Source organism: Pseudomonas guineae (assembly GCF_900113745.1).
Classification (GTDB): Bacteria; Pseudomonadota; Gammaproteobacteria; order Pseudomonadales; family Pseudomonadaceae; genus Aquipseudomonas; species Aquipseudomonas guineae.
On record NZ_FOQL01000007.1, the window covers coordinates 59,082 to 79,914 of the forward strand.

At 57.7% G+C, this 20,833-nt stretch carries 22 protein-coding genes; 4 read left to right on the top strand and 18 right to left on the bottom strand.

What is annotated here, in order from left to right; all coding sequences use genetic code 11:
* Positions 1–2: 2 nt before the first annotated feature.
* The 4 genes from BMZ32_RS18760 to BMZ32_RS18775 all read right to left on the bottom strand — a co-directional run bounded on the left by BMZ32_RS18760 (position 3) and on the right by BMZ32_RS18775 (position 4,796).
* Complete coding sequence (locus tag BMZ32_RS18760; protein ID WP_090244915.1) at positions 3–860, bottom strand: DUF3034 family protein; 858 nt, start codon at positions 858–860, stop codon at positions 3–5.
* A gap of 2 nt (positions 861–862) precedes the next feature.
* Positions 863–3,199, bottom strand: a complete 2,337-nt coding sequence (locus tag BMZ32_RS18765) for a putative bifunctional diguanylate cyclase/phosphodiesterase (RefSeq protein ID WP_090244918.1) — start codon at positions 3,197–3,199, stop codon at positions 863–865.
* Positions 3,186–3,872 carry a methylamine utilization protein gene (locus BMZ32_RS18770; RefSeq protein ID WP_167376782.1) on the bottom strand — a complete coding sequence of 229 codons (687 nt, stop codon included), beginning with the start codon at positions 3,870–3,872 and terminating at the stop codon, positions 3,186–3,188. The genes BMZ32_RS18765 and BMZ32_RS18770 overlap by 14 nt, the downstream gene beginning before the upstream one ends.
* Before the next feature lie 171 nt (positions 3,873–4,043).
* The gene (locus BMZ32_RS18775; protein ID WP_090244922.1) at positions 4,044–4,796 is read right to left on the bottom strand and encodes an AraC family transcriptional regulator; all 753 of its coding nucleotides are present in this window, start codon (positions 4,794–4,796) and stop codon (positions 4,044–4,046) included.
* 452 nt (positions 4,797–5,248) lie between these two features.
* Between BMZ32_RS18775 and BMZ32_RS18780 the strand changes: the two genes are divergently transcribed.
* The 3 genes from BMZ32_RS18780 (at position 5,249) to cmoB (ending at position 7,491) form a co-directional block, all read left to right on the top strand.
* Positions 5,249–5,644: a protease inhibitor I42 family protein gene (locus BMZ32_RS18780; protein WP_090245068.1), complete on the top strand. Its 396-nt coding sequence runs from the start codon at positions 5,249–5,251 to the stop codon at positions 5,642–5,644.
* A gap of 105 nt (positions 5,645–5,749) precedes the next feature.
* The gene (cmoA, locus tag BMZ32_RS18785; protein ID WP_090244925.1) at positions 5,750–6,526 is read left to right on the top strand and encodes a carboxy-S-adenosyl-L-methionine synthase CmoA; all 777 of its coding nucleotides are present in this window, start codon (positions 5,750–5,752) and stop codon (positions 6,524–6,526) included.
* Positions 6,523–7,491 (top strand): tRNA 5-methoxyuridine(34)/uridine 5-oxyacetic acid(34) synthase CmoB, encoded by a 969-nt coding sequence (gene cmoB / locus BMZ32_RS18790; RefSeq protein ID WP_090244928.1) that lies wholly within the window; start codon positions 6,523–6,525, stop codon positions 7,489–7,491. Before cmoA ends, cmoB begins: the two co-directional genes overlap by 4 nt.
* Positions 7,492–7,587: 96 nt before the next feature.
* Here cmoB and pdxJ read toward each other — a convergent pair whose 3' ends face one another.
* The 12 genes from pdxJ to rpoE form a co-directional block, all read right to left on the bottom strand.
* Positions 7,588–8,334: a pyridoxine 5'-phosphate synthase gene (pdxJ, locus tag BMZ32_RS18795; protein WP_090244930.1), complete on the bottom strand. Its 747-nt coding sequence runs from the start codon at positions 8,332–8,334 to the stop codon at positions 7,588–7,590.
* Positions 8,327–9,025, bottom strand: a complete 699-nt coding sequence (gene recO / locus BMZ32_RS18800; RefSeq protein WP_090244932.1) for a DNA repair protein RecO — start codon at positions 9,023–9,025, stop codon at positions 8,327–8,329. Before recO ends, pdxJ begins: the two co-directional genes overlap by 8 nt.
* Before the next feature lie 47 nt (positions 9,026–9,072).
* A complete protein-coding gene (era, locus tag BMZ32_RS18805; protein ID WP_090244935.1) occupies positions 9,073–9,975 on the bottom strand; it encodes a GTPase Era in 903 nt (300 codons plus the stop codon).
* Complete coding sequence (gene rnc / locus BMZ32_RS18810) at positions 9,968–10,657, bottom strand: ribonuclease III (RefSeq protein WP_090244938.1); 690 nt, start codon at positions 10,655–10,657, stop codon at positions 9,968–9,970. Before rnc ends, era begins: the two co-directional genes overlap by 8 nt.
* Positions 10,654–11,031 carry a DUF4845 domain-containing protein gene (locus tag BMZ32_RS18815; RefSeq protein ID WP_090244940.1) on the bottom strand — a complete coding sequence of 126 codons (378 nt, stop codon included), beginning with the start codon at positions 11,029–11,031 and terminating at the stop codon, positions 10,654–10,656. The genes rnc and BMZ32_RS18815 overlap by 4 nt, the downstream gene beginning before the upstream one ends.
* Before the next feature lie 104 nt (positions 11,032–11,135).
* Positions 11,136–11,990: a signal peptidase I gene (gene lepB, locus BMZ32_RS18820; protein WP_090244943.1), complete on the bottom strand. Its 855-nt coding sequence runs from the start codon at positions 11,988–11,990 to the stop codon at positions 11,136–11,138.
* A 6-nt stretch (positions 11,991–11,996) separates the two neighbouring features.
* The gene (gene lepA, locus BMZ32_RS18825; RefSeq protein ID WP_090244945.1) at positions 11,997–13,796 is read right to left on the bottom strand and encodes a translation elongation factor 4; all 1,800 of its coding nucleotides are present in this window, start codon (positions 13,794–13,796) and stop codon (positions 11,997–11,999) included.
* A gap of 147 nt (positions 13,797–13,943) precedes the next feature.
* On the bottom strand, positions 13,944–15,335 hold the full coding sequence (locus BMZ32_RS18830; protein WP_425272889.1) for a DegQ family serine endoprotease: 1,392 nt from the start codon (positions 15,333–15,335) through the stop codon (positions 13,944–13,946).
* A 73-nt stretch (positions 15,336–15,408) separates the two neighbouring features.
* Positions 15,409–15,864: a SoxR reducing system RseC family protein gene (locus tag BMZ32_RS18835; protein ID WP_090244949.1), complete on the bottom strand. Its 456-nt coding sequence runs from the start codon at positions 15,862–15,864 to the stop codon at positions 15,409–15,411.
* The gene (locus BMZ32_RS18840) at positions 15,861–16,808 is read right to left on the bottom strand and encodes a MucB/RseB C-terminal domain-containing protein (protein WP_090244952.1); all 948 of its coding nucleotides are present in this window, start codon (positions 16,806–16,808) and stop codon (positions 15,861–15,863) included. Before BMZ32_RS18840 ends, BMZ32_RS18835 begins: the two co-directional genes overlap by 4 nt.
* Before the next feature lie 22 nt (positions 16,809–16,830).
* Positions 16,831–17,424, bottom strand: coding sequence for a sigma-E factor negative regulatory protein (locus BMZ32_RS18845; protein ID WP_090244954.1), 594 nt, complete (start codon positions 17,422–17,424; stop codon positions 16,831–16,833).
* Positions 17,425–17,455: 31 nt separating this feature from the next.
* Positions 17,456–18,037, bottom strand: a complete 582-nt coding sequence (gene rpoE, locus BMZ32_RS18850) for an RNA polymerase sigma factor RpoE/AlgU (protein WP_090244955.1) — start codon at positions 18,035–18,037, stop codon at positions 17,456–17,458.
* Positions 18,038–18,404: 367 nt separating this feature from the next.
* On the opposite strand from rpoE, the gene nadB reads away from it, so the two are divergent.
* Positions 18,405–20,021, top strand: a complete 1,617-nt coding sequence (gene nadB / locus BMZ32_RS18855; RefSeq protein ID WP_090244957.1) for an L-aspartate oxidase — start codon at positions 18,405–18,407, stop codon at positions 20,019–20,021.
* On the opposite strand, the gene BMZ32_RS18860 is transcribed toward nadB, so the two are convergent.
* Both BMZ32_RS18860 and BMZ32_RS18865 read right to left on the bottom strand, forming a co-directional pair.
* Positions 19,990–20,442 carry a protein YgfX gene (locus tag BMZ32_RS18860; RefSeq protein ID WP_090244958.1) on the bottom strand — a complete coding sequence of 151 codons (453 nt, stop codon included), beginning with the start codon at positions 20,440–20,442 and terminating at the stop codon, positions 19,990–19,992. The genes nadB and BMZ32_RS18860 overlap by 32 nt on opposite strands.
* Positions 20,426–20,680, bottom strand: coding sequence for an FAD assembly factor SdhE (locus BMZ32_RS18865; protein WP_090244961.1), 255 nt, complete (start codon positions 20,678–20,680; stop codon positions 20,426–20,428). The genes BMZ32_RS18860 and BMZ32_RS18865 overlap by 17 nt, the downstream gene beginning before the upstream one ends.
* Between the last annotated feature and the right edge of the window lie 153 nt (positions 20,681–20,833).

Below are 20,833 nucleotides of genomic sequence, written 5' to 3' on the forward strand. Positions count from 1 at the left end.
GCTTAGAAACTCCCCTGCACAGACAGATAAACGCCATTCTGATTATCCAGCGTGGCGATTTCACCGAGGCGCGCATAGGCCAGCACCAGCGCTAAGTTCTTGTTGGGGAAGTAGCCGAGAAACAGATCGGCCCAGTCACTCTCCCCAGCAAAGCTGAGGTTGTCCGGTTTCTCTCGATACTCCAACCCCAGCGCCCAACGCGGATTGAACTGCACGGCAACGGAGCCTTCCTTAAGCACCGAGTGACGATCACGGCGATCACCGCCAAAACCCAGCAGGCCCAGCTCGTTAGCGCGACTGTAGCGAATACCGCCGTTGAGCAGCAGGTTGTAGCCAAAGGCACCACCAAGGATTAGCCGGCTAGCGGTTATATAGCCTTCGGTGTCCTCACTGCGCTGCGCGCCCACCAAGCTGGGGATCAGAAAATCCTTCTGCCGCTTATGCTGAAGTCCCACTGCCACCTGCGGCAACTGGTCGTAGATCAGGTCACCAAACAGACGCACCTTGATGCCAAATACATCCTGGCTCAGGCTATTTTCCGGCAGGCTCAGGTTGCGTGCCAAGTTGCCGAGCTCAAAACGCTGGCGAGCGTAAGACAGCTCAATACGGTTATCAAACGCAGCGCCAATACCCGCCACATCCAAACGGTAATCGCCGGTTTCCACTCGCGTGGCGAAAACATCCACGCCCCATTCGCCACGCTCGCCATAACCGGACAGCACCGCCCAAGGCGTGATACCGCCACCGGCCGCACCTTCAAGGCTGCTGGCACCACCGGTGGCCAGCAAACGCCCATCAGCCCAGGTCAGATTGGCCAGCAAGGCCAGTAGCAAAACAGCGCCGCGAAGCAGATTTACCATGGTCAATGCACCACGTTTGAGGCGTCACGCGCGTGCTGCGCCATCCAGGTTTCAAAAGCCTGAGCAGCTAACGGCCGGCTGATCAGGTAGCCCTGAGCGGTATCGCAGTTCCAGAGCGCCAACAGCTCTAGGCTGCGCTCAAACTCGACCCCTTCGGCCACCACTTTAAGTCCAAGACTGTGGCTCATCTCGATGGTTGAGCGCACGATCACCGAATCCTCACTGCCGTCGTCCAAGTCACGGATAAACGATTGGTCGATCTTCAGCTCTTGCACGGGCATGCGTTTGAGCTGAGCCAGGGACGAGTACCCCGTGCCGAAGTCGTCCACAGACAGGCTAATGCCGCACTCGCGCAAGCCATGCAGCACCTGCAAGGCGAGCTCCGGATTGAGCATCACTCCGCTTTCAGTAACTTCAAAAATCAGCTGCTCAGCCGGTACTTGATACTCGGCCAAGAGTGCACTGACCCGTGCAGGCAACTGCGGGTCGATCAGGTCTTCGGTGGAGATATTCAACGACACCTGCATGTGCAGGCCGCGCCCAGCCCATTCGCGCAGCTGACACATGACCGCCTCGATCACCCAGGCGGTTAACAGCTTAATGCTGCCCGTGCGCTCGGCCAGCGGAATAAACTCCCCAGGTGAAACCATACCCAACTCAGGATGCTGCCAACGCAGCAAGGCTTCAGCCTGGCGTACTTGGCCGGCGGCAATATCCAGTTTCGGTTGATAGTGCAATTGCAGTTCAGCTTTGCCCGGCGCATGACGTAGGTCGCGGATCAGGCGAATCTGCCGCTGCTGGGCATCATCGCGACCACGCTGGTAGACCTGCAAATGGCTGGCCATGCCTGCCGCATCCTGCATCGCGATGGTCGCGCGGCGCAGCAATTCTTCCGGGGCATTACCATCCACAGGGTAGCTGGCAATGCCGATGCGGCACTCCATGGCGAAATCATGGCTGCCGACGCGCAATGGCGTGAGCAGCAGTTGCTGCACCTTGTCGGCGATGCCCACGGCACTGTCGCAGTCGGTATTTTCCAGCAGCAAAAGGAACTCATCTCCGATGATCCGCGCGACGCTATCGCCGGGGCGCAGCGTCGCCTGCAGAAATCGACTCAGCTGCTGTAACGCCAAGTCGCCTCCTTCTGGCCCGAGACTTTCATTGACTGCGCGGAAATTCGCGACCCCGAGGTACAGCAATGCCGTAGGGCGCTGCGCCGTGATGGCGCTGCCCAAACGCTCCAGCGCCAGAGTGCGGTTGGGCAGCCCGGTGAGTGCATCGTGCAGAGCATTGTGCGCCAGCTGCCGTTCACGCTCGGCAAGCCCCTGCTGCATAGCCTTGAAGGCTATGGCCAAACGACCCAACTCATCACTGCGTTGCAAATCAAGGCTGGCTTCATAATCGCCCTGCCTTACCCGCTCGGCGACGGCTGCCAATTGCTGCACGGGTTGCGACACTGAACGCGCCAACAACAAGCCCCCCCCCAGGGAAGCCGCGAACGCCACCAGTGCGATTAGCAAAATATCCTGATCAAGCGGAGCAAACGCCTCCTGCGCCTGACTCAAGGACTTGTGCAGCAACGCACGCACCGCAAAGCCTTCGCCACTGGCCAGCACCAGCGTCTGATTAAGGTAATACTCCTCGCCGATAAGACTAATTGCATCATTCGCCAGCGCGGACACATCACCTTGCAGCTGCTCACGTTGCGCTGGTTGCAGGGTGCTGATCCAGATATCAGCCATACCGTCCTGGGTCGCTTGTAGGGTCAGGTCCAGGTGCGTCAGCTCGCGCAATTCGGCGGCGAAGGCATCATCCACCTGAAAACCCATCATCACCCGAGCAATAGGCAACGGCGCGCTCACAGTAGCCTGCACCAGTAGGTAGATTTTATCGGCAATTGGCATCAGAAAAATCTGCATACCCTCGCGCTGGCGCAACATCACCTGAGCACTTAGGCGCTGCGCTGTCGCACCGCTGATCTGTCGATCTGTACTGATTTCTAAGTTACCGCCAAGGCTCAGCATCATTACGGCACTGGCATTGATCCTCGCGCCGTGGTTGGCCAGCGCCGAACGAATGGTTTCGGTATCGCCACTGGCCACTGCATCCTTGAAGCCAAAGTCGGCGGCCAGCACCTGCACGGCATCGTGCAACTGTCGCCCCCGCACCTCGAGTAACTGCTGAAACACCAGGCTGCCCACATCCAGTTGCTCACGGGCCTGGCTGCGTACGGCCGCATTGGTCGCCGTTTGTACGGCGATATAAAGCGCACCCACCACGACCACTAACAGCAGTACCAGTACGCCGGCAATCCGTGCCTGAAAACTATTGCGCAGCATCGCGGGCCTTCTTAAATGCATCACCAAAGACGCTGACTGGTGCACTCGGCGCTACCTCAGCGGCGGGAGCCTGCATCGCCAGGGTAAAGCGCTTCTGGTTAGCGCCCTCAGTCAACAGCAATTCGCCCGCCGCCTGCGGCAACATGTCCGGCGCTTGTGGGTGCCAGAGGCTGACCGTATAGCGACCTGCCGGAAGCTGGTCGAGACTCAAACGCCCTTGTTCATCGCTGACGGCAAACCAGGGATCGTCGGTGACATAGACATAACCCAGCATCCAGTCATGGATATTGCAGCCCAGCACCACAACACCGGGCTTATCGAAAATCACCGGTTCACTGGGTGTGCCCTGATACAAACGCAGCTCAAAACGCTTGGCAAGAGAGAAGGAATAAACGTGGTGGCGGATGTTGTCGCTATTGGGAAACGCCACCGAGGTACCGCTGCGCACTGCCAGTACATTCGGCGCAAACTGCTGCGCGCGCTGATCCATGATGGCTTTAGCCGGCGCAGTTGCTGCGCCGGCGGAGTTACGCAAGCTGATCACGGCATTGCCTAGTGACTGGCCTTGGCTATCGATCACTTCGGCTTGCAGACTGGCGGCATGCAGCGGTGTGCTGAGCAACAACATGCCCAGCAGTGAAAGTGCGAACGAGAAATGCAGGTACTGGCTCATTTTAAGACGCGTCTCTAAGGCTCACTTTATTATGAACAGCATCCTTGCCTGGCACAGTGACTGCCTCTGTGAGCCACAGCTTAGCCGGCTGCGTGCGTAACTTCACGTTTTGTCGATGCCCATCAATCACTGGTGCAGCCTATAAGGCCGCTACGTAATAAACAGAGAGCACTACTCAGCGCTACGCAGCCGTTTGGGCGTCAAGCCAAGGTAACGGCGCATGGCTGTGGTCAGTGCGCTCTGACTGGAGAAGCCGCACTCTTCGGCGATGCGGATCAGCGGTAAACCGCTCTCACGCAACAGCCGCACAGCGCGGTCAAGGCGGGTTTTAAGCAAGTACTGGTGCGGCGTCAGGCCGACACAATCCTTGAACTGCGCATGGAAATGGCTAGGGCTCAGGCATGCTACCTGGGCCAGCTCGGCCACACTGATACGCCGCGCCAAGTGCTCGACGATATAACTGTCGAGTCGTTCCAAGTTTAGCGTACCCACCACCTGCGCATGGGGCTCGCCAAACAATCGCAGGTGTAAGGCACGCAGCAGAACACCGCCGAGGGCCCGGGTCAGCAGCGGGTCTGAACCGTAACGTTCAAGCTCGGCACCGGCGTAGCTCAACAGATTCTGAAAATCAGCATCCAATTGTGGGTAACGCGGCGTCTCGAACAGGCCGGTCAACAGTTGCAGATCTTCGTCCGAGGTGCCCTGCTCATCCAGGTCGATAATCAGCATGCGGTTATCGCCCATGCCGGCAAACTGGTGATCAGCATCGCCAGGCACTAGGCAAGCACGCATACGGCATACCTCGCCACCGCGGCCATTGACCTCAAACTCAGCACGCCCAGCCAACGAAAGCACCAGCTGGTGATGATCGTGAGTGTGTTCGTGGGCTTGGTCATCGAGACGCATCAAGCGCGCGTTGAGCATTAAAAGTGCAACCCTGAGTAATTGGAAGTGCAACCCAAACAGCGAAGGGGTGCAACTTTAACCTTTCGGCCCTTAAAACGGCATCCCGCACGACAAATGGGCAGCGTCCGTTTCAAAAATCGTCAGCCCAAATACAGGGCAAGCAATTGACCACCAAGGCATGAAAAGCGCTGAGTCAGTGTATTGAGCTGCCAGGCAAGAGATTTGCTAAATCCACCGCCTGCCTTGCACACCTTAAGGGCCGATGAGCTCCAGCGCCTAAGCATCACTTGTTTAATAACGGTGAAGTGCACCTAGCACCCCCTGAATACTTTGCCCTGCTCACACCCTTGATCGACAAATTCGCCCAACGCTTATGCCTGCCACTGGCGGCGCTCAAGCACTGGGGGCTGATTTGCGCAGGCAGCTGGAACGGCTATGCTGGCAGCCTCGACTTTCGCCAGGAGCTCACCATGCTTGTTCCCCGCCTGACAGCAGCGTTCAGCCTTGCCCTGCTTACCGCTTGCGCACAAACGCCCAGCAGCGTGACCCTTGAGCAGAAACAGCAGAACAAATGCCCGCTATCGCTGCAGGTAGGACAACAATTTATTCTGAGGTTACCGAGCAACCCCACCACTGGCTTTCGTTGGCTGTTACGCGATTCCGCCCCGCAGGTTCTGCAAAGTCTCGGCCCAGAGGTGTACAGCAACCCTGAAGACGCTGGTTTAGTGGGCAGCGCCGGAGTTTCTACCTGGCGTTTCCGGGTGGCCAAAGCAGGCGAAGGCCAACTGGCCTTGAGCTATGAACGTCCTTGGGAAGTGGGCGTGGTGCCCGCCCAGCGCTTTGAATGCACGATCAGCGCCGAATAGAACAGGCCTTGAGGCGCGAATGCACGGTGGCGCGAGCGGTGCATCGCGTTGATTTGCGACCAATAGCCACAATCAACGTTTAGCTATGCCCTGTACTTGGCTAAAATGTCCGGCTTTATCGACCAATGCGTAGCCAACGTGAGCAAACAGCCCGATCGCCTTTTCGCCCAACCCCTGGCCCAAGTGCCGGACTTCGTGTTCAACGAAGATGTGGTGAGGGTCTTCCCCGACATGATCAAACGCTCAGTGCCGGGTTACCCGACTATTGTCGAGAACATAGGCGTATTAGCCGGCCAGTTCGCCAAGCCACACAGCGTGCTGTATGACCTCGGCAGTTCTTTGGGGGCGGTGACCCAAGCGCTGCGCCGGCATGTGCAGATTGCAAATTGCAGGGTGATCGCCGTGGACAACTCCAGCGCCATGGTCGAGCGCTGCCGCGAATATCTGCATGCGCAGGACTCGATGTTCCAAGAGTTATTGCCGGTGGAGGTGATCGAAGCCGATATTCTCAGCCTCGACTTCCAGCCAACTTCGTTGGTGGCACTGAACTTCACTCTGCAATTTATTCAGCCAGAACAACGCCTCGAATTGCTCACACGTATTCGCCGAGCCCTGCTGCCTGGCGGGGCACTGATCCTCTCGGAAAAACTGCAATTCGAGGACGCCGAGCAACACGCCTTGCTCGCCGACCTGCACATCGCCTTCAAACGCGCCAACGGCTACAGCGAGCTGGAGATTGCGCAGAAGCGCAGCGCCATCGAGAAAGTCATGCTCCCCGACAGCCTGGAGCAACACCGCGAACGCCTTCTAGCCGCTGGTTTCAGCCAGGTGGTGCCGTGGTTCCAGTGCCTTAACTTCGCCTCTTTGATAGCCCTGCCATGATCAGCCGCCTCGACCTCGACGCCCTGCAAGCTGCACTTGCCGGCACTCCACTGCAGGACTGGTCCGCCGGCTTGCCTGGCCAGATCGATGCAAAACTGGCAATCGGTCACGGTGATCTCGCGCGCTGGTATGGCGCGGTGCAAGCGTTGCCTGAACTGAAGGTTGAACAACTGGAGTTGCTGCACAACTTCAGCTTCAACGGCCGCTACGATGAACCGATGCGCGCTACACTGAAAACTGCGTTGCAGGGCCTGATCCCCTGGCGCAAAGGACCATTTCATCTGTTTGACGTCCACGTCGACACCGAATGGCGCTCAGACTGGAAGTGGCAGCGGGTGGCCCCCTATCTGGATCTGAAGGGCAAACGCGTACTGGATGTCGGCTGCGGCAACGGCTATTACATGTGGCGCATGCTTGGGGCCGGCGCGGACAGCGTGGTGGGCATCGACCCTAACTGGCTATTCCTCTGCCAGTTCCTGGCGATGAAGAACTACCTGCCCGATCTGCCTGTTTGGCACCTGCCGCTGGCCTTTGAAGAGTTACCCCGCAAACTGCAAGGCTTCGACACGGTGTTTTCCATGGGCGTGCTCTATCACCGCCGCTCCCCCATCGATCATTTGATCGATCTCAAGGATTGTCTGGTCAAAGACGGTGAGTTGGTGCTGGAAACCTTGGTAGTGGAAGGCGATGCTCAGCAGGTACTGGTGCCCGAGGACCGCTACGCGCAGATGCGCAATGTCTGGTTCCTGCCCTCAGTGCCCGCGCTGGAACTGTGGCTGCGCCGCGCCGGCTTCGTGGATGTGCGCTGCGTGGATGTCAGCACCACCAGCGTGGAGGAGCAGCGTTCAACCGAGTGGATGCGTTTTCAGTCGTTGCCCGAGTTCCTCGACCCAGCCGACCACAGCCGTACCCTCGAAGGGTTGCCGGCGCCGAGCCGCGCGGTGCTGATCGCCCGCAAGCCCTGATGTAGGGTGGATGGCGCTCTACCCATCCACCGCTCTGGTGGATGAAAACAGCATCATCCACCCTACGGGCTCAACCCATCCTACAAATCCCCCCGACTAGCCGCGGTTAGCCGCTGAGGTGATCAGTTGTTTCATTTCCACCACCGCCTGCTTGAAGCCAACAAACAGCGCATGCGCCACCAGCGCGTGGCCGATATTCAGCTCGTTGATCCCGGCAATCGCCGCCACCGGTTCGACGTTGTGGTAATGCAGGCCGTGGCCGGCATTGACGATCAAGCCATGGGCCAAACCGCAGGCCACACCGTCACGAATCCGCGCCAGCTCGCGCGCCGCCTCTTGAGGCGTATGAGCATCGGCATAGCGACCAGTATGCAGCTCAATGGCAGGGGCGCCGACACGCTTGGAGGCTTCAATCTGCTGCGGCTCCGGGTCGATAAACAGTGACACTTCACAGCCAATCTTACTTAAGCGCTCAACAGCTGCACGAATCCTCGCTTCCTGGCCAGCGACGTCGAGGCCGCCTTCAGTGGTCAACTCCTGGCGAGTTTCCGGCACCAGGCAAACATGCTCGGGACGAATGCTTTCGGCAAATACGAGCATTTCCTCGGTGACGCCCATCTCGAAGTTCATGCGCGTCTGCATAACCTCCTTGAGCAGGCGCACATCACGTTCTTGGATGTGCCGACGGTCTTCGCGCAGGTGCACGGTAATACCATCAGCCCCAGCCTCTTCAGCGTCCAGCGCGGCCTTAACCGGGTCTGGGTAGCGGGTGCCACGGGCCTGGCGCAGGGTGGCCACATGATCAATGTTCACACCCAGCAGAATACGATTAGCATCAGTCACGGCTTGGCTCCTTGAGCGTCATAAAAAGTTCGCGGCTGACCAGCGGTCGTCCGCCTAAATGGGGGGCCAGGGCCTGACGCATCAGGCGCTTAGCCGCAGCCAGGGCACCTGGAATGGTCCAATCGGCCTCGGCCATGGCCAGCAACTCTACCCCATGAAAAACCCCAGGCTGCAAATGCCCAACGGGGACCAGCCCAGTTTCGGTCTGTAGCCGGTACAGGCCGGCTTGCGCGATGGGATGTCCTTCGCTGTCCAGATTAAGGGCAAAACCATAGCCCAGCTCATCCAGCAAACGCCACTCAAAAGAACGCAGCAACGGTTCCAAGGCACGGCCCTCGGCCAGGGCCAAGACTGTCATGGCGTAGTGTTCGAAGACTGCAGGGTGGGGGACTTCAGCGGGGAGTAAGCGGATCAGCAGCTCATTGAGGTAGATGCCACTGAACAGTGCCTCACCAACCAGCAGATTGGGGATACCTGCAGGATCAAGACGGCCAACGTTTTTCAGCTCGCCGCGCCCACGAAACTCGGCCTCAAGCGGGATAAACGGCCGAGCCAGGCTGCCCGCCTTACCCCGCGCCCCCCGCAATACCGCACGCAGCCGACCTTGCGGGGTAAGAAAATCCACTAGCGCACTGCTTTCGCGGTAAGCACGGCTGTGCAGCACATAAGCGGGCTGGCTAGAGGCAAGCATCAGGGCTTACTCAAAATAGCGGGCGCGAGAGTGCCCCCGCAGACGCATCAAATATTATCGTAGCCCAGCGAACGCATGGCACGCTCATCGTCTGACCAGCCACTTTTGACCTTGACCCACAGGTTCAGCATGACCTTGGAATCGAACATCACTTCCATGTCTTTACGGGCTTCTTGACCGATGCGTTTGATACGATCGCCTTTGTCGCCAATGATGATCTTCTTCTGTCCGTCACGCTCGACCAGAATCAACGCATGGATATGCAGAATGCGCCCGTCACGCTTGAATTCCTCGATTTCTACAGTGATCTGGTACGGCAGTTCGGCACCCAGCTGACGCATGACTTTCTCACGCACCAGTTCGGCAGCGAAGAAGCGGCTGGAGCGATCGGTCACCTGGTCTTCCGGGAAGAAGTGCACGCCTTCGGGCAAACGCTCGCCCACCAGTTTTTCCAGGGTCTCAAGGTTATGCCCGTGCTGGGCGGATACCGGCACGATCTCGGCATTCGGCAACTGGGTGGCAAGCCACTCCACATGCGGCATCAGGTCTGCCTTATCCTCGAGGCGGTCGGTCTTATTGATCGCCAAAATCACCGGGCCCTCGACGTATTGAATACGCTCTAGGACCATCTGATCCTCGTCGGTCCAGCGGGTGCGATCAACCACGAAGATCACCACATCGACATCTTTCAGTGCCGATGACGCATTCCTATTCATATAGCGATTGAGCGCTTTCTCGTTATTTTTGTGCAGACCAGGTGTATCGACATAGATGGCCTGCACCTCACCTTCGGTCTTAATACCGAGCATGTTGTGCCGCGTGGTCTGTGGCTTTCGCGAAGTGATCGCGAGCTTCTGCCCGAGAATATGGTTAAGCAACGTCGACTTACCCACGTTGGGCCGGCCGACGATGGCGACATAGCCACAGCGTGTAACAGGTAAATCAGTCATTGCCATTCTCCACACCCAGGGCGATCAGCGCAGCAGCGGCTGCCACCTGTTCGGCAATACGCCGGCTAGCACCCTGCCCCAGGGTTTTATCATTCAGTAAGGTAATCTGACATTCGACCACGAACGACCGACAGTGTGGCTCGCCTTGGATATCTGCCACCTCGTAGCGTGGCAGCTCACAACCGCGCGATTGCAAAAATTCCTGCAGGCGGGTTTTCGGGTCTTTATTGGTGTCGACTAGGGTTAGGCTGTCAAATTCGCTGGTCAGCCAGGCCAACACTCGCTCACGGGCAGCGTCCATTCCGGCGTCCAGGTAGATAGCGCCGATAAGCGCTTCCAGGGCATCAGCCAGAATCGACTCACGGCGAAAGCCACCGCTTTTCAATTCGCCCGACCCCAAGCGCAAGTACTCACCCAGGTCAAAACCGCGCGCCATTATTGCCAGCGTTTCACCCTTAACCAAGCGCGCACGCAGGCGTGACAATTGCCCTTCACGGGCCAATGGAAAGCGCTGAAATAACGCTTCGCCGGCAACAAAATTGAGGATTGCATCCCCGAGAAACTCCAGACGCTCGTTATTGCGTCCAGCGAAGCTGCGGTGGGTCAACGCCAGGATCATCAACTCCTGGTCCTTGAAGGTATATCCGAGCTGCCGCTCGAGGCGAGCTAACGACGCGCTCACGGCATACGCACGCGGAATTCTTTATCGAAACGCACTACCAGATCGATATTCTCGATCAACGGCTCACGCTTCTCGTATTTCAGGTGTACCCGAAACTCGTTGTTTTCCACTTTAATTTTCAATGCGTCCTGCATATCCAAATCGCGGATGCTGTTGACCTGCATACCTTTGCTGATATGGCTGTAGAAATCGCTAACGCTACGCACATCGACGGCTTTATCGGTTTCGACCGAGGTAATCATTTTTTCCAGTGCCATGTTGTCGAAGTAATGTGGCAATACCTTGAACGTCGCACTGGCCAAAAAGGCGACAACCGCAAGCACCATCAGCCAACTGAGAATCGACATTCCTTTTTGCGAATGCGCAGATTTCATATTTGTCCCCAAAATCGAGTGTTGTAAAAGCCGTTACCGCTGGAGGCAAGACTATATATAGCCTGCGACGCTGCGTTTAACAGCGTCGCAAATTCGTCAGCAGGTCAGTGGATCAGACCTACGCGAGAAAAATTTGGCAAGTTGCGCGACTTCGGGTCCGGCCAGCTCATCCAGATCGCGAAGGCTTTGCCGACGATATTTTGGTCCGGAACCATGCCCAACAGTGGCTTGGGGATGGCCGGATCATTCCAGTAACGACTGTCATTGGAGTTGTCGCGGTTGTCACCCATCATGAAGTAATGCCCTTGCGGCACCACCCACTCGCGACCAGGCTCAATACGATAGCGGCGCATTTCCTTACGGATCTGATGCTCTGCTTCGCCGAGCTTCTCGTTATACAGTGTCGCGCTGCCCAGGCTGCCGGGCTCATCGCCAATCAACTGCTGAGCCACAGACTCGCCATTAATGGTCAGACGCTTGTCACTGCTGTAGGCAATACGATCGCCGGCCAGGCCCACTACGCGCTTGATGTAGTTGATGTTCGGATCGCTGGGGTAGCGAAACACCATCACATCCCCACGCTGCGGATCACCCACCTCAATCACCTTAGTGTCGAGCACAGGCAAGCGAATGCCGTAGGCGAATTTGTTGACCAAGATAAAATCGCCCACTTCCAGCGTCGGCTTCATCGAGCCGGATGGAATCTGGAAGGGCTCGACCAGAAACGAACGCAACACCAGCACGATCGCCAGTACCGGGAAGAACGATTTACCGTACTCCATTAGCAGCGGCTCTTTATTCAAGCGTGCCACCACTAACTCATCAGGTTCACTGACCTGACCTTGGTAGGTGGCAATGGCTGCTCGCCGGCGCGGGGCCAGAAAGATCAGGTCGAACAACGCCAACACGCCACAGACGGCGACAGCGATAACCAGCAGTAACGGGAAATTGATCGACATAGGACCTTAACTATCCAACCTGAGCACAGCGAGGAAGGCTTCCTGTGGAATTTCCACATTACCGACCTGCTTCATGCGTTTCTTACCGGCCTTCTGCTTTTCTAGCAGTTTGCGTTTACGGCTAACGTCACCGCCGTAGCATTTGGCCAATACGTTCTTGCGCAGCGCCTTGACGGTAGTGCGCGCCACAATCTGCCCGCCAATGGCCGCCTGAATGGCGACATCGAACATCTGCCGAGGAATCAGTTCTTTCATCTTCTCGGTCAGCGCCCGGCCTTTGTAGTGAGCGTTGTCACGGTGCACGATCAACGCCAGGGCATCGACCTTCTCAGCATTGATCAGCACATCCAGCTTGACCAGGTTGGCCGACTGGTAACGGTCGAAGTGATAATCCAGCGAGGCATAACCGCGGCTGGTTGACTTCAGGCGGTCGAAGAAGTCCAACACCACTTCGTTCATCGGCAGGTCGTAAGTGACCTGCACCTGGGAGCCGAGGAACAGCATGTCATGCTGCACGCCACGCTTTTCGATGCATAGGGTAATGACGTTACCCAGATGCTCCTGCGGCACGAGAATATTGGCGCGCACAATCGGCTCGCGCATGTCTTCGATGGCCGACAGATCCGGCAGTTTTGACGGGTTATCGACGTAGATCGTCTCGCCGGTCTTGAGCAGCAGTTCGAAAATCACCGTTGGCGCGGTGGTGATCAGGTCCAGGTCGTACTCGCGCTCCAGGCGCTCCTGAATGATCTCCATGTGCAGCATGCCGAGGAAGCCACAACGAAAGCCAAAGCCTAGGGCATCCGAGCTCTCCGGGGTGTACTGCAAGGATGAGTCGTTCAGCGTGAGCTTTTGCAGGGCTTCGCGGAAGTCTTCGAAGTCATCTGAGCTAACCGGGAACAGGCCGGCGTAAACCTGCGGCTGGATGCGTTTGAAGCCCGGCAGCACATCAACATCCGGCGTCGAACTCAAGGTCAGGGTGTCGCCCACGGGCGCGCCATGAATATCCTTGATGCCGGCGATGATAAAGCCCACTTCGCCCGCTTTTAGATCAACGGTGGCGGTATGCTTTGGGTTAAACACACCAACGCTGTCGACCAAGTGAATCTTACCGGTGGATTTCACCAGCACCTTGTCACCTTTCTTAATCCGACCATGGCGTACACGTACCAGGGACACGACGCCCAGATAGTTGTCGAACCAGGAGTCGATGATCAGCGCTTGCAGCGGGTCTTCAATATTGCCGGTCGGCGCAGGAATGGTCTGCACCAGGCGCTCAAGCACCTCATCGACACCCAAACCGGTCTTGGCGCTGCAGGCCACTGCATCGGTGGCATCAATACCGATGATCTTCTCGATTTCGTCCTTAACCCGGTCTGGGTCGGCCTGAGGTAAGTCGATCTTATTCAGCACTGGCATGACCTCAAGGCCCTGCTCAATGGCGGTGTAGCAATTGGCAACCGACTGCGCTTCTACGCCCTGCCCGGCATCCACCACCAGCAGCGCGCCTTCACAGGCCGCCAAGGAACGGCTGACCTCGTAGGTGAAGTCGACGTGACCTGGCGTATCAATAAAATTCAGCTGATAGGTAATGCCGTCACGCGCCTTGTAATACAAGGTGACGCTGTGCGCTTTGATGGTGATCCCGCGCTCGCGCTCAAGATCCATGGAATCCAGTACTTGGGCTTCCATTTCACGGTCAGCCAGGCCGCCACACATCTGGATAAAACGGTCAGCCAGGGTCGACTTGCCGTGGTCAATGTGGGCGATGATGGAGAAATTGCGGATATGACTCAAATCACTCACGGATCAACACTCGAAAAGGTCGCAGGCGACTGCCCGCCGAAAATAGCCGCGAAGTGTACCCGAAAGCCACCTTGCACGTCACCACGGCCGCAAAGCGGCTGTATGTAAAAGGGCGACCGAAGTCGCCCTTTTACTCTGTCGTTACCGTTAGTCGGCTAGCTTAAAGGTGATAAAGCTAGCGCGCCCCTGGCGCAGCACCCGCATCGATACCGAACGATTCTTCGGCAGCGCCTGCGCCACCTCGGTAAAGGTCTTGGCCGAGTTGATCGACTCATTGTTCAAATGAGTGATCACATCGCCCGGGCGCAAGCCAATCAGCGCCGCGGGCCCTTCCTGCACTTCGGAAATCACCACACCCCCTTTGAGGTCGAGGCTCTTCTTCTGCTCAGCGCTCAACTCAACCACCTTGACCCCAAGACGGTTGCTGCTGCGCTCGACACCTGGGGCCGCGTTACCCGCCAAGGTTTCGCCATCTTCCGGTAGCGCACCGATGGTCAACTTTAATTTCTTACGTGCGCCATCGCGCACCACGTCCAGCTCGGCGCGAGCGCCCGGCTTGAGAGCTCCGACCAGATGCGGCAGATCAGCCGACATAATGATCGGCTTACCATCCAGACTGAGAATTACATCACCCACCTGCAAACCGCCTTTAGCAGCCGGCCCGTCCTCTAGAACCTGAGCGACCAGCGCACCGGCCGGCTTATCCAGGCCAAACGACTCGGCCAGGTCCTTATTCACCTCCTGAATCACCACACCCAGCCAACCTCGACTGACCTTACCCTCCGCCTTGAGCTGATCCGCCACGTCCATGGCCACACTCATTGGGATGGCAAACGACAAACCCATAAAACCGCCGGAACGGGTGAAAATCTGAGAGTTGATACCGACCACTTCGCCGGCCAGGTTGAACAGCGGGCCACCCGAGTTACCTGGGTTGATCGCCACGTCAGTCTGAATGAACGGCACATAGCTCTCATTCGGCAGGCTACGGCCTTTGGCGCTGACAATACCGGCGGTGACCGAGTGATCGAAGCCGAATGGTGAACCAATTGCCAAGACCCACTCGCCGACTTTCAACTCTTCCGACTTGCCCAACTTGACGATTGGTAGGCCAGTGGCCTCAATCTTAAGTAACGCCACGTCGCTGCGCGGATCAGTACCAATCAGCTTGGCTTCTAATTCACTGCGATCCGCCAGACGCACAATTATTTCATCGGCATCGGCAATCACGTGGTTGTTGGTCAGTACATAGCCATCGGCGGAAATGATAAAGCCCGAACCCAGCGACTGCGCCTCACGCTGACGACCACCACCGGGCGTACGCGGCATTTGCGGAATATTACGCTCGAAAAACTCGCGAAACATCGGCGGCAGGCCTTCCAAGTCAGGCACGTTAAGCTGACCCGCGCCGGCCGCTGCGCGATCCGGCAACTTCTGCCGGGTACTGATATTAACCACCGCCGGCGACGCTTGCTCAACCAGCTCGGTGAAATCCGGCAGACTTGCCTGAGCAAGCAACGCTTGCCCCATCAGCAACATGGCACACAACGTAGTAAAGGTAGATCTCAGACCAAGCTTAGACATACAACTCCCCATCAGGTCAGCAAAAGTCTTAAAACGCTGTCGCGGTGCCCGCAAGCAATGCACGCAACACCACGGGTTGTAGCGCCGGGTCACCGGCCGTAAAACGGCTGCGCCAGCGCACGGCGCAGCAGGCAAACAGAAAACCAAATAACGCGCTGAGTATCACCCAGGGCTCACTCAACCCCAGTTGCTCAGCCAAAATGGCGACTGAAAAGAGCCCGAGCAACGGCAGCAAATAAACCAACAGCGAGCCACGTACCAGTAAATCCTCGCGCACACCGATGATGACCCCATCACCAACAGCCAGCTGCAGACTCGACAGCGCTCGCACATAACCACGGCGTCCGCTTGCCCCAAGCTGGTCAAGTAAGCCTTGGCCGCAACCGGCTTTGACCGAACAGCTGGAGCAGGTGCTTTTACGCAGGGTTTCGACCCACACAGCACCTGGCTCGACAGCCACCACTCGGCCCTGTTCCTCAATCACTGGGCGACCTCAGCGACCGCGCGCATCGATAAGGCTACACGCTCAGCGGTACCCAAAGGTATCTCGCCCACCACAGTGACCATAACGTCACCATCGCCAGTCTTTAGCCTGCGTGAAACGACCACAGTAGGCCCTAATTGAGTGCGCAGGTCTTCCGCTGCCAGGCCTCGCAGCGGCTCCATAAAGACAGAGAAGCGCGCCAAGCCATCGTCATACACTTGACAGGCGACCGGCTCATCCGATGCGGGGCTGCGACGCTGAGTCACCGAGCTCAAACTAAAACCTGGTGGCAACCAATCTGAATGCCATGCCTCGGCAGTCTCAGCCCGCTCAGGTGACAGGCGCACCGGCCGGCAGCCGACTCCCGGCTCTAGATTGACGACTGCGGGCGCCTCGGTTTGCAATTGGGTGAACTGAAAACGCTCGAGTAACTGGCCTTTGTCATTAATCAACAAGGATTTCAACGGCAAGCCGGTTTGTTGGTCGAGGTGCAGCTCAATGGCATAACGATGCTGATCCCGCGGCACCAGTGCCAATACACGGGTAGCACGCCCCGCCACCCGAGATTTACCAAGCACGCGTAACTCATACCACTCGCTCAATTGCTCGGCATTTAGCTCCCTGGCCGGCCACAGCTGGCTGTCAATCAACTGATCAGCTAATGCGCCGCTGGCGCATTGCACCTTACCGTCGAGACGCACGACTTCTTGGGCAGAACCATCGAGCTGTAGCAGGCGCTCACGCAGCGCTCCGTCCTCTTCAACTAGGTGCCAGATGCTGTGCGTCGAAAAACTGCCATTGCGCTCGTAGACAAAGGTGCCCTGAAAGCTCTGCGTGCGCTCGGCATTTGCCAAACGCTGTAGCAAAGCCTGCCCCTCATCAGCCACTGCAGGCAGTGCCAAGCAACTACCCAATAATAGGGCGCTAAAAGGAATAAAGCGCATGCGACTCCTTAACGATGACCCCTTAACGGGTTTCCAGACTGGCTGCGCGAGCATAAGGCAGCGCACCTTCACTGGTGCTCATGGCCGCTTGCTGCGCATGCTGGCGCAAATAAGCCGGTAGGCGCTGCTCATGCCAGCCAGGCTGACCCTGACCTACGGCGCTAACCGCTGGGCCAACGGCTTCTTCGCTGCTATTGAAGCCTGCCAACATGGCCTGACCACTGGCCTGAGGCGTGCTCAGCATCGGCTGAATGGCCTGCTGTGCCAACTGGGTACCGGTGATGTCGTCTTGGTTGTAAAGACGCACGCCGGCCAGCACGGCCACGGTAACCGAAGCAGCAACCGCCAAACGGCCTATTGTGCGCCAAGGACCACGCTGCGCTTGCTGCACAGCGGGAGCCGCATCATCAGCCAACGCTGCAGATACGGCGGCAGCAATGTCCAAGCGCGGCACAAGCAATTCTTTGTGCATGACTGCACGCGCAATCTGGTAACGCGACCAGGTGGCGCGCATTTCAGGGTCGTCACTGGCCGCCAGCACTCGCCTTAATTCAAGTTCATCCGCTTGGTTATCCATCACCGCGGACAGCGATTCCTGTAGGGTTTCACGACTCATGGCGGTTCCTCTCGTGGCTGACGCCGCTGCCTTAGGTTTCCTGCAACAAAGGCTGCAGGGATCGATCAATGGCCTCACGCGCTCGGAAAATTCGCGAACGCACGGTACCGACTGGACACTGCATGACGCTGGCAATGTCTTCGTAACTCAGACCATCAAATTCACGCAAGGTTAGTGCTGTGCGTAAATCTTCTGGCAATTGCTCAATACTGCGATGCACCGTGGCCTCAATTTCGTCACGCAACAAAACGCGCTCAGGCGACTCGATGTTCTTGAGGGCGTGATCTCCATCGTAGAACTCAGCATCTTCAGCACTCACGTCACTGTCTGGCGGCCGTCTGCCACGCGAAACCAAATGGTTCTTCGCTGTGTTGATGGCAATGCGGTACAGCCAGGTATAAAACGCACTGTCACCGCGAAAATTACCCAACGCCCGGTACGCCTTGATGAAGGCTTCCTGCGCCACATCCTGCGCCTCATGGGTGTCATGCACGAACCGCACGATCAACCCGAGAATCTTGTGCTGGTACTTTAGTACCAATAGATCAAATGCACGCTTGTCGCCGCGCTGTACGCGCTCGACCAGCTGCTGATCATCTTCCTGGGTTAGCATGAAAACTCCTCATTAGGTTTGAAGGAGCGCAAGCCAACCTGTTAACCGGTCTGCCAAAGTAGACTTGGGTATTGCGCAAAAGTTCTCTCCTTCAAACAAGCTTCCTGCAGTTCACTTAAAAGCCCTGCACGGAATAGCGCAGCAAAGGGACTCCGAGGCTGCACTTTTAGTCTGGATCACCCGCAGGCCATGCAAAACTGCAAGCCCACTGTAAAACTGCCTGACACAGGCGAATTACTACACAAATAACCGGCTATGGAACCCGAAGCACTTAAAAAGTTCCCGAGTAACGCAGTAGGTCATAAGCCGGCTATTGTGCAGCCCACCCCCTCTATATACTAGGGGCCGCTTTTCGCGGAATTCGAACATGAGCCAACATTACCAACATGACGTTCTAGTTATCGGTAGCGGCGCAGCCGGCCTGACTCTGGCCCTGACGCTGCCCGCGCACCTGCGCGTTGCCGTGCTAAGCAAGGGCAACCTGTCCAATGGTTCCACTTACTGGGCACAAGGCGGCGTGGCAGCGGTGTTGGACGACACTGACACAATCGAGTCGCATGTCGAGGACACTCTCAACGCCGGCGGCGGCCTGTGCCGCGAAGATGCTGTGCGCTTTACCGTCGAGCACAGCCGAGAAGCCATCCAGTGGCTGATTGATCAGGGTGTTCCCTTCACCCGTGACGACCAGACGGCTCGCGAAGATGGCGGTTTCGAATTCCACTTAACGCGCGAAGGCGGCCACAGCCATAGACGCATCATTCACGCCGCCGATGCTACCGGCGCAGCCATTTTCAACACCTTGCTCGAACAAACCAGACAGCGCAGCAATGTTGAACTGCTGGAGCAGCGCGTCGCCGTCGACCTGATCACCGAACGCAAACTTGGCCTGGATGGACAGCGCTGCCTGGGCGCTTACGTGCTCAACCGCGCCAGCGGTGAGGTGGACACCTTTAGTGCGCGCTTTGTGATTCTCGCCACCGGCGGTGCGGCCAAGGTTTACCTTTACACCAGCAACCCGGATGGTGCCTGCGGTGACGGCATTGCCATGGCCTGGCGCGCCGGTTGCCGGGTCGGCAATCTGGAATTTAACCAATTCCACCCGACCTGCCTCTATCACCCCAAAGCCAAAAGCTTTCTGGTCACCGAGGCGTTGCGCGGTGAAGGTGCATTACTCAAACTGCCCAACGGCGAGCGCTTTATGCCGCGCTTCGATGACCGCGCCGAGTTGGCTCCGCGGGATATAGTCGCCCGCGCCATCGACCACGAGATGAAACGCCTGGGTATTGACTGCGTATTCCTCGACATCAGCCATAAACCGGCTGACTTTGTGAAATCGCACTTCCCAACTGTGTATGAGCGCTGCCTGGATTTCGGCATCGACATCACTAAAGAGCCTATTCCGGTGGTGCCGGCTGCGCATTACACCTGCGGCGGTGTAGTGGTCGATCAAGACGGTCATACCGACGTACCAGGCCTATACGCTATTGGCGAAACCAGTTTTACTGGCCTGCACGGGGCCAACCGCATGGCCAGCAACTCACTGCTGGAATGCTTCGTCTACGCGCGCTCGGCGGCGGCCGATATCGTCCGCAAGCTGGATCAGGTGCAACTTTCCACAGCGCTGCCCAGCTGGGATGCCAGCCAGGTCACTGACTCGGACGAAGACGTGATCATTGCGCACAACTGGGACGAACTACGGCGTTTTATGTGGGACTACGTCGGCATCGTACGCACCAACAAGCGCCTGCAGCGCGCCGAACACCGGGTGCGCCTGCTGCTGGATGAGATTGACGAGTTCTACAGCAACTACAAGGTCAGTCGCGACCTGATCGAGCTGCGCAACCTGGCGCAGGTTGCCGAGCTGATGATCCGTTCCGCTATGCTGCGCCACGAAAGCCGCGGCCTGCACTACACCTTGGACTACCCGCAGCAGTTGGCCGAAGCCAAGGACACTATTTTGCTGCCACCCACCTATGGCGACTGAATTTTAGACGCACGCGTAAGCGCCGGTGCTGGTCGCGGGGCAAGCTGTCGCGGGCAACACACAATGAATGCACGCGCCGCTGCCCGGCCAGGCGAAAGCGCAACAGCACAACCCACGGCAGCGCCAGGCTATCGGGGTGCAACTCGATGGACTGCCAGCCCTGCGCATCGCAGTACACCAGCCAGCCATCAGCCGCACAACGCAACGCCCGATAAGCAGATGGCTGCGTCAGCAACAGGTGGCGCGGCACCACCCAGGCGGCATGCACCAGACAGAACAGCACACCCAGCGCACGCGCCCATAAGGGAATGTCGACAAACACCACGCTGAGTAGCGCCAGCCCTTGGATCAGCGCATAGCCCACCAGCAGCAAACGCGAAGGCTGCCACTGACACGCGAACACATCACTTCGGCTGGACACGGTCCAGAATCATCCGAACCATGCGCTTGAGATCGGCATCATCCGGCTCAGCGCGCTGCATAAACCAGCCGAACATGTCCTGATCTTCACATTCGAGCAGCTTGCGATAACGCTCACGGTCGTCAGCATCGAGGTGCGGGTATACCTCCCTGACGAACGGCACCAACAGCACATCCAACTCCAGCATGCCGCGACGGCTGTGCCAAAAAAGACGATTGAGTTCAACCGAGTCAACCATGGGTCTGCTCCTTGGATAAGGCGCGCAGTATACCGATGAAAAGCGCCCCTGTTGAACATGCGCAAGCAATGCGCTGCGCCGAAGCGGCGGCAAGCGCTGACAAGGGGCGAGGCGCGCTCTATGATGAGCACCCTAATTTTTATCCAGTGATAC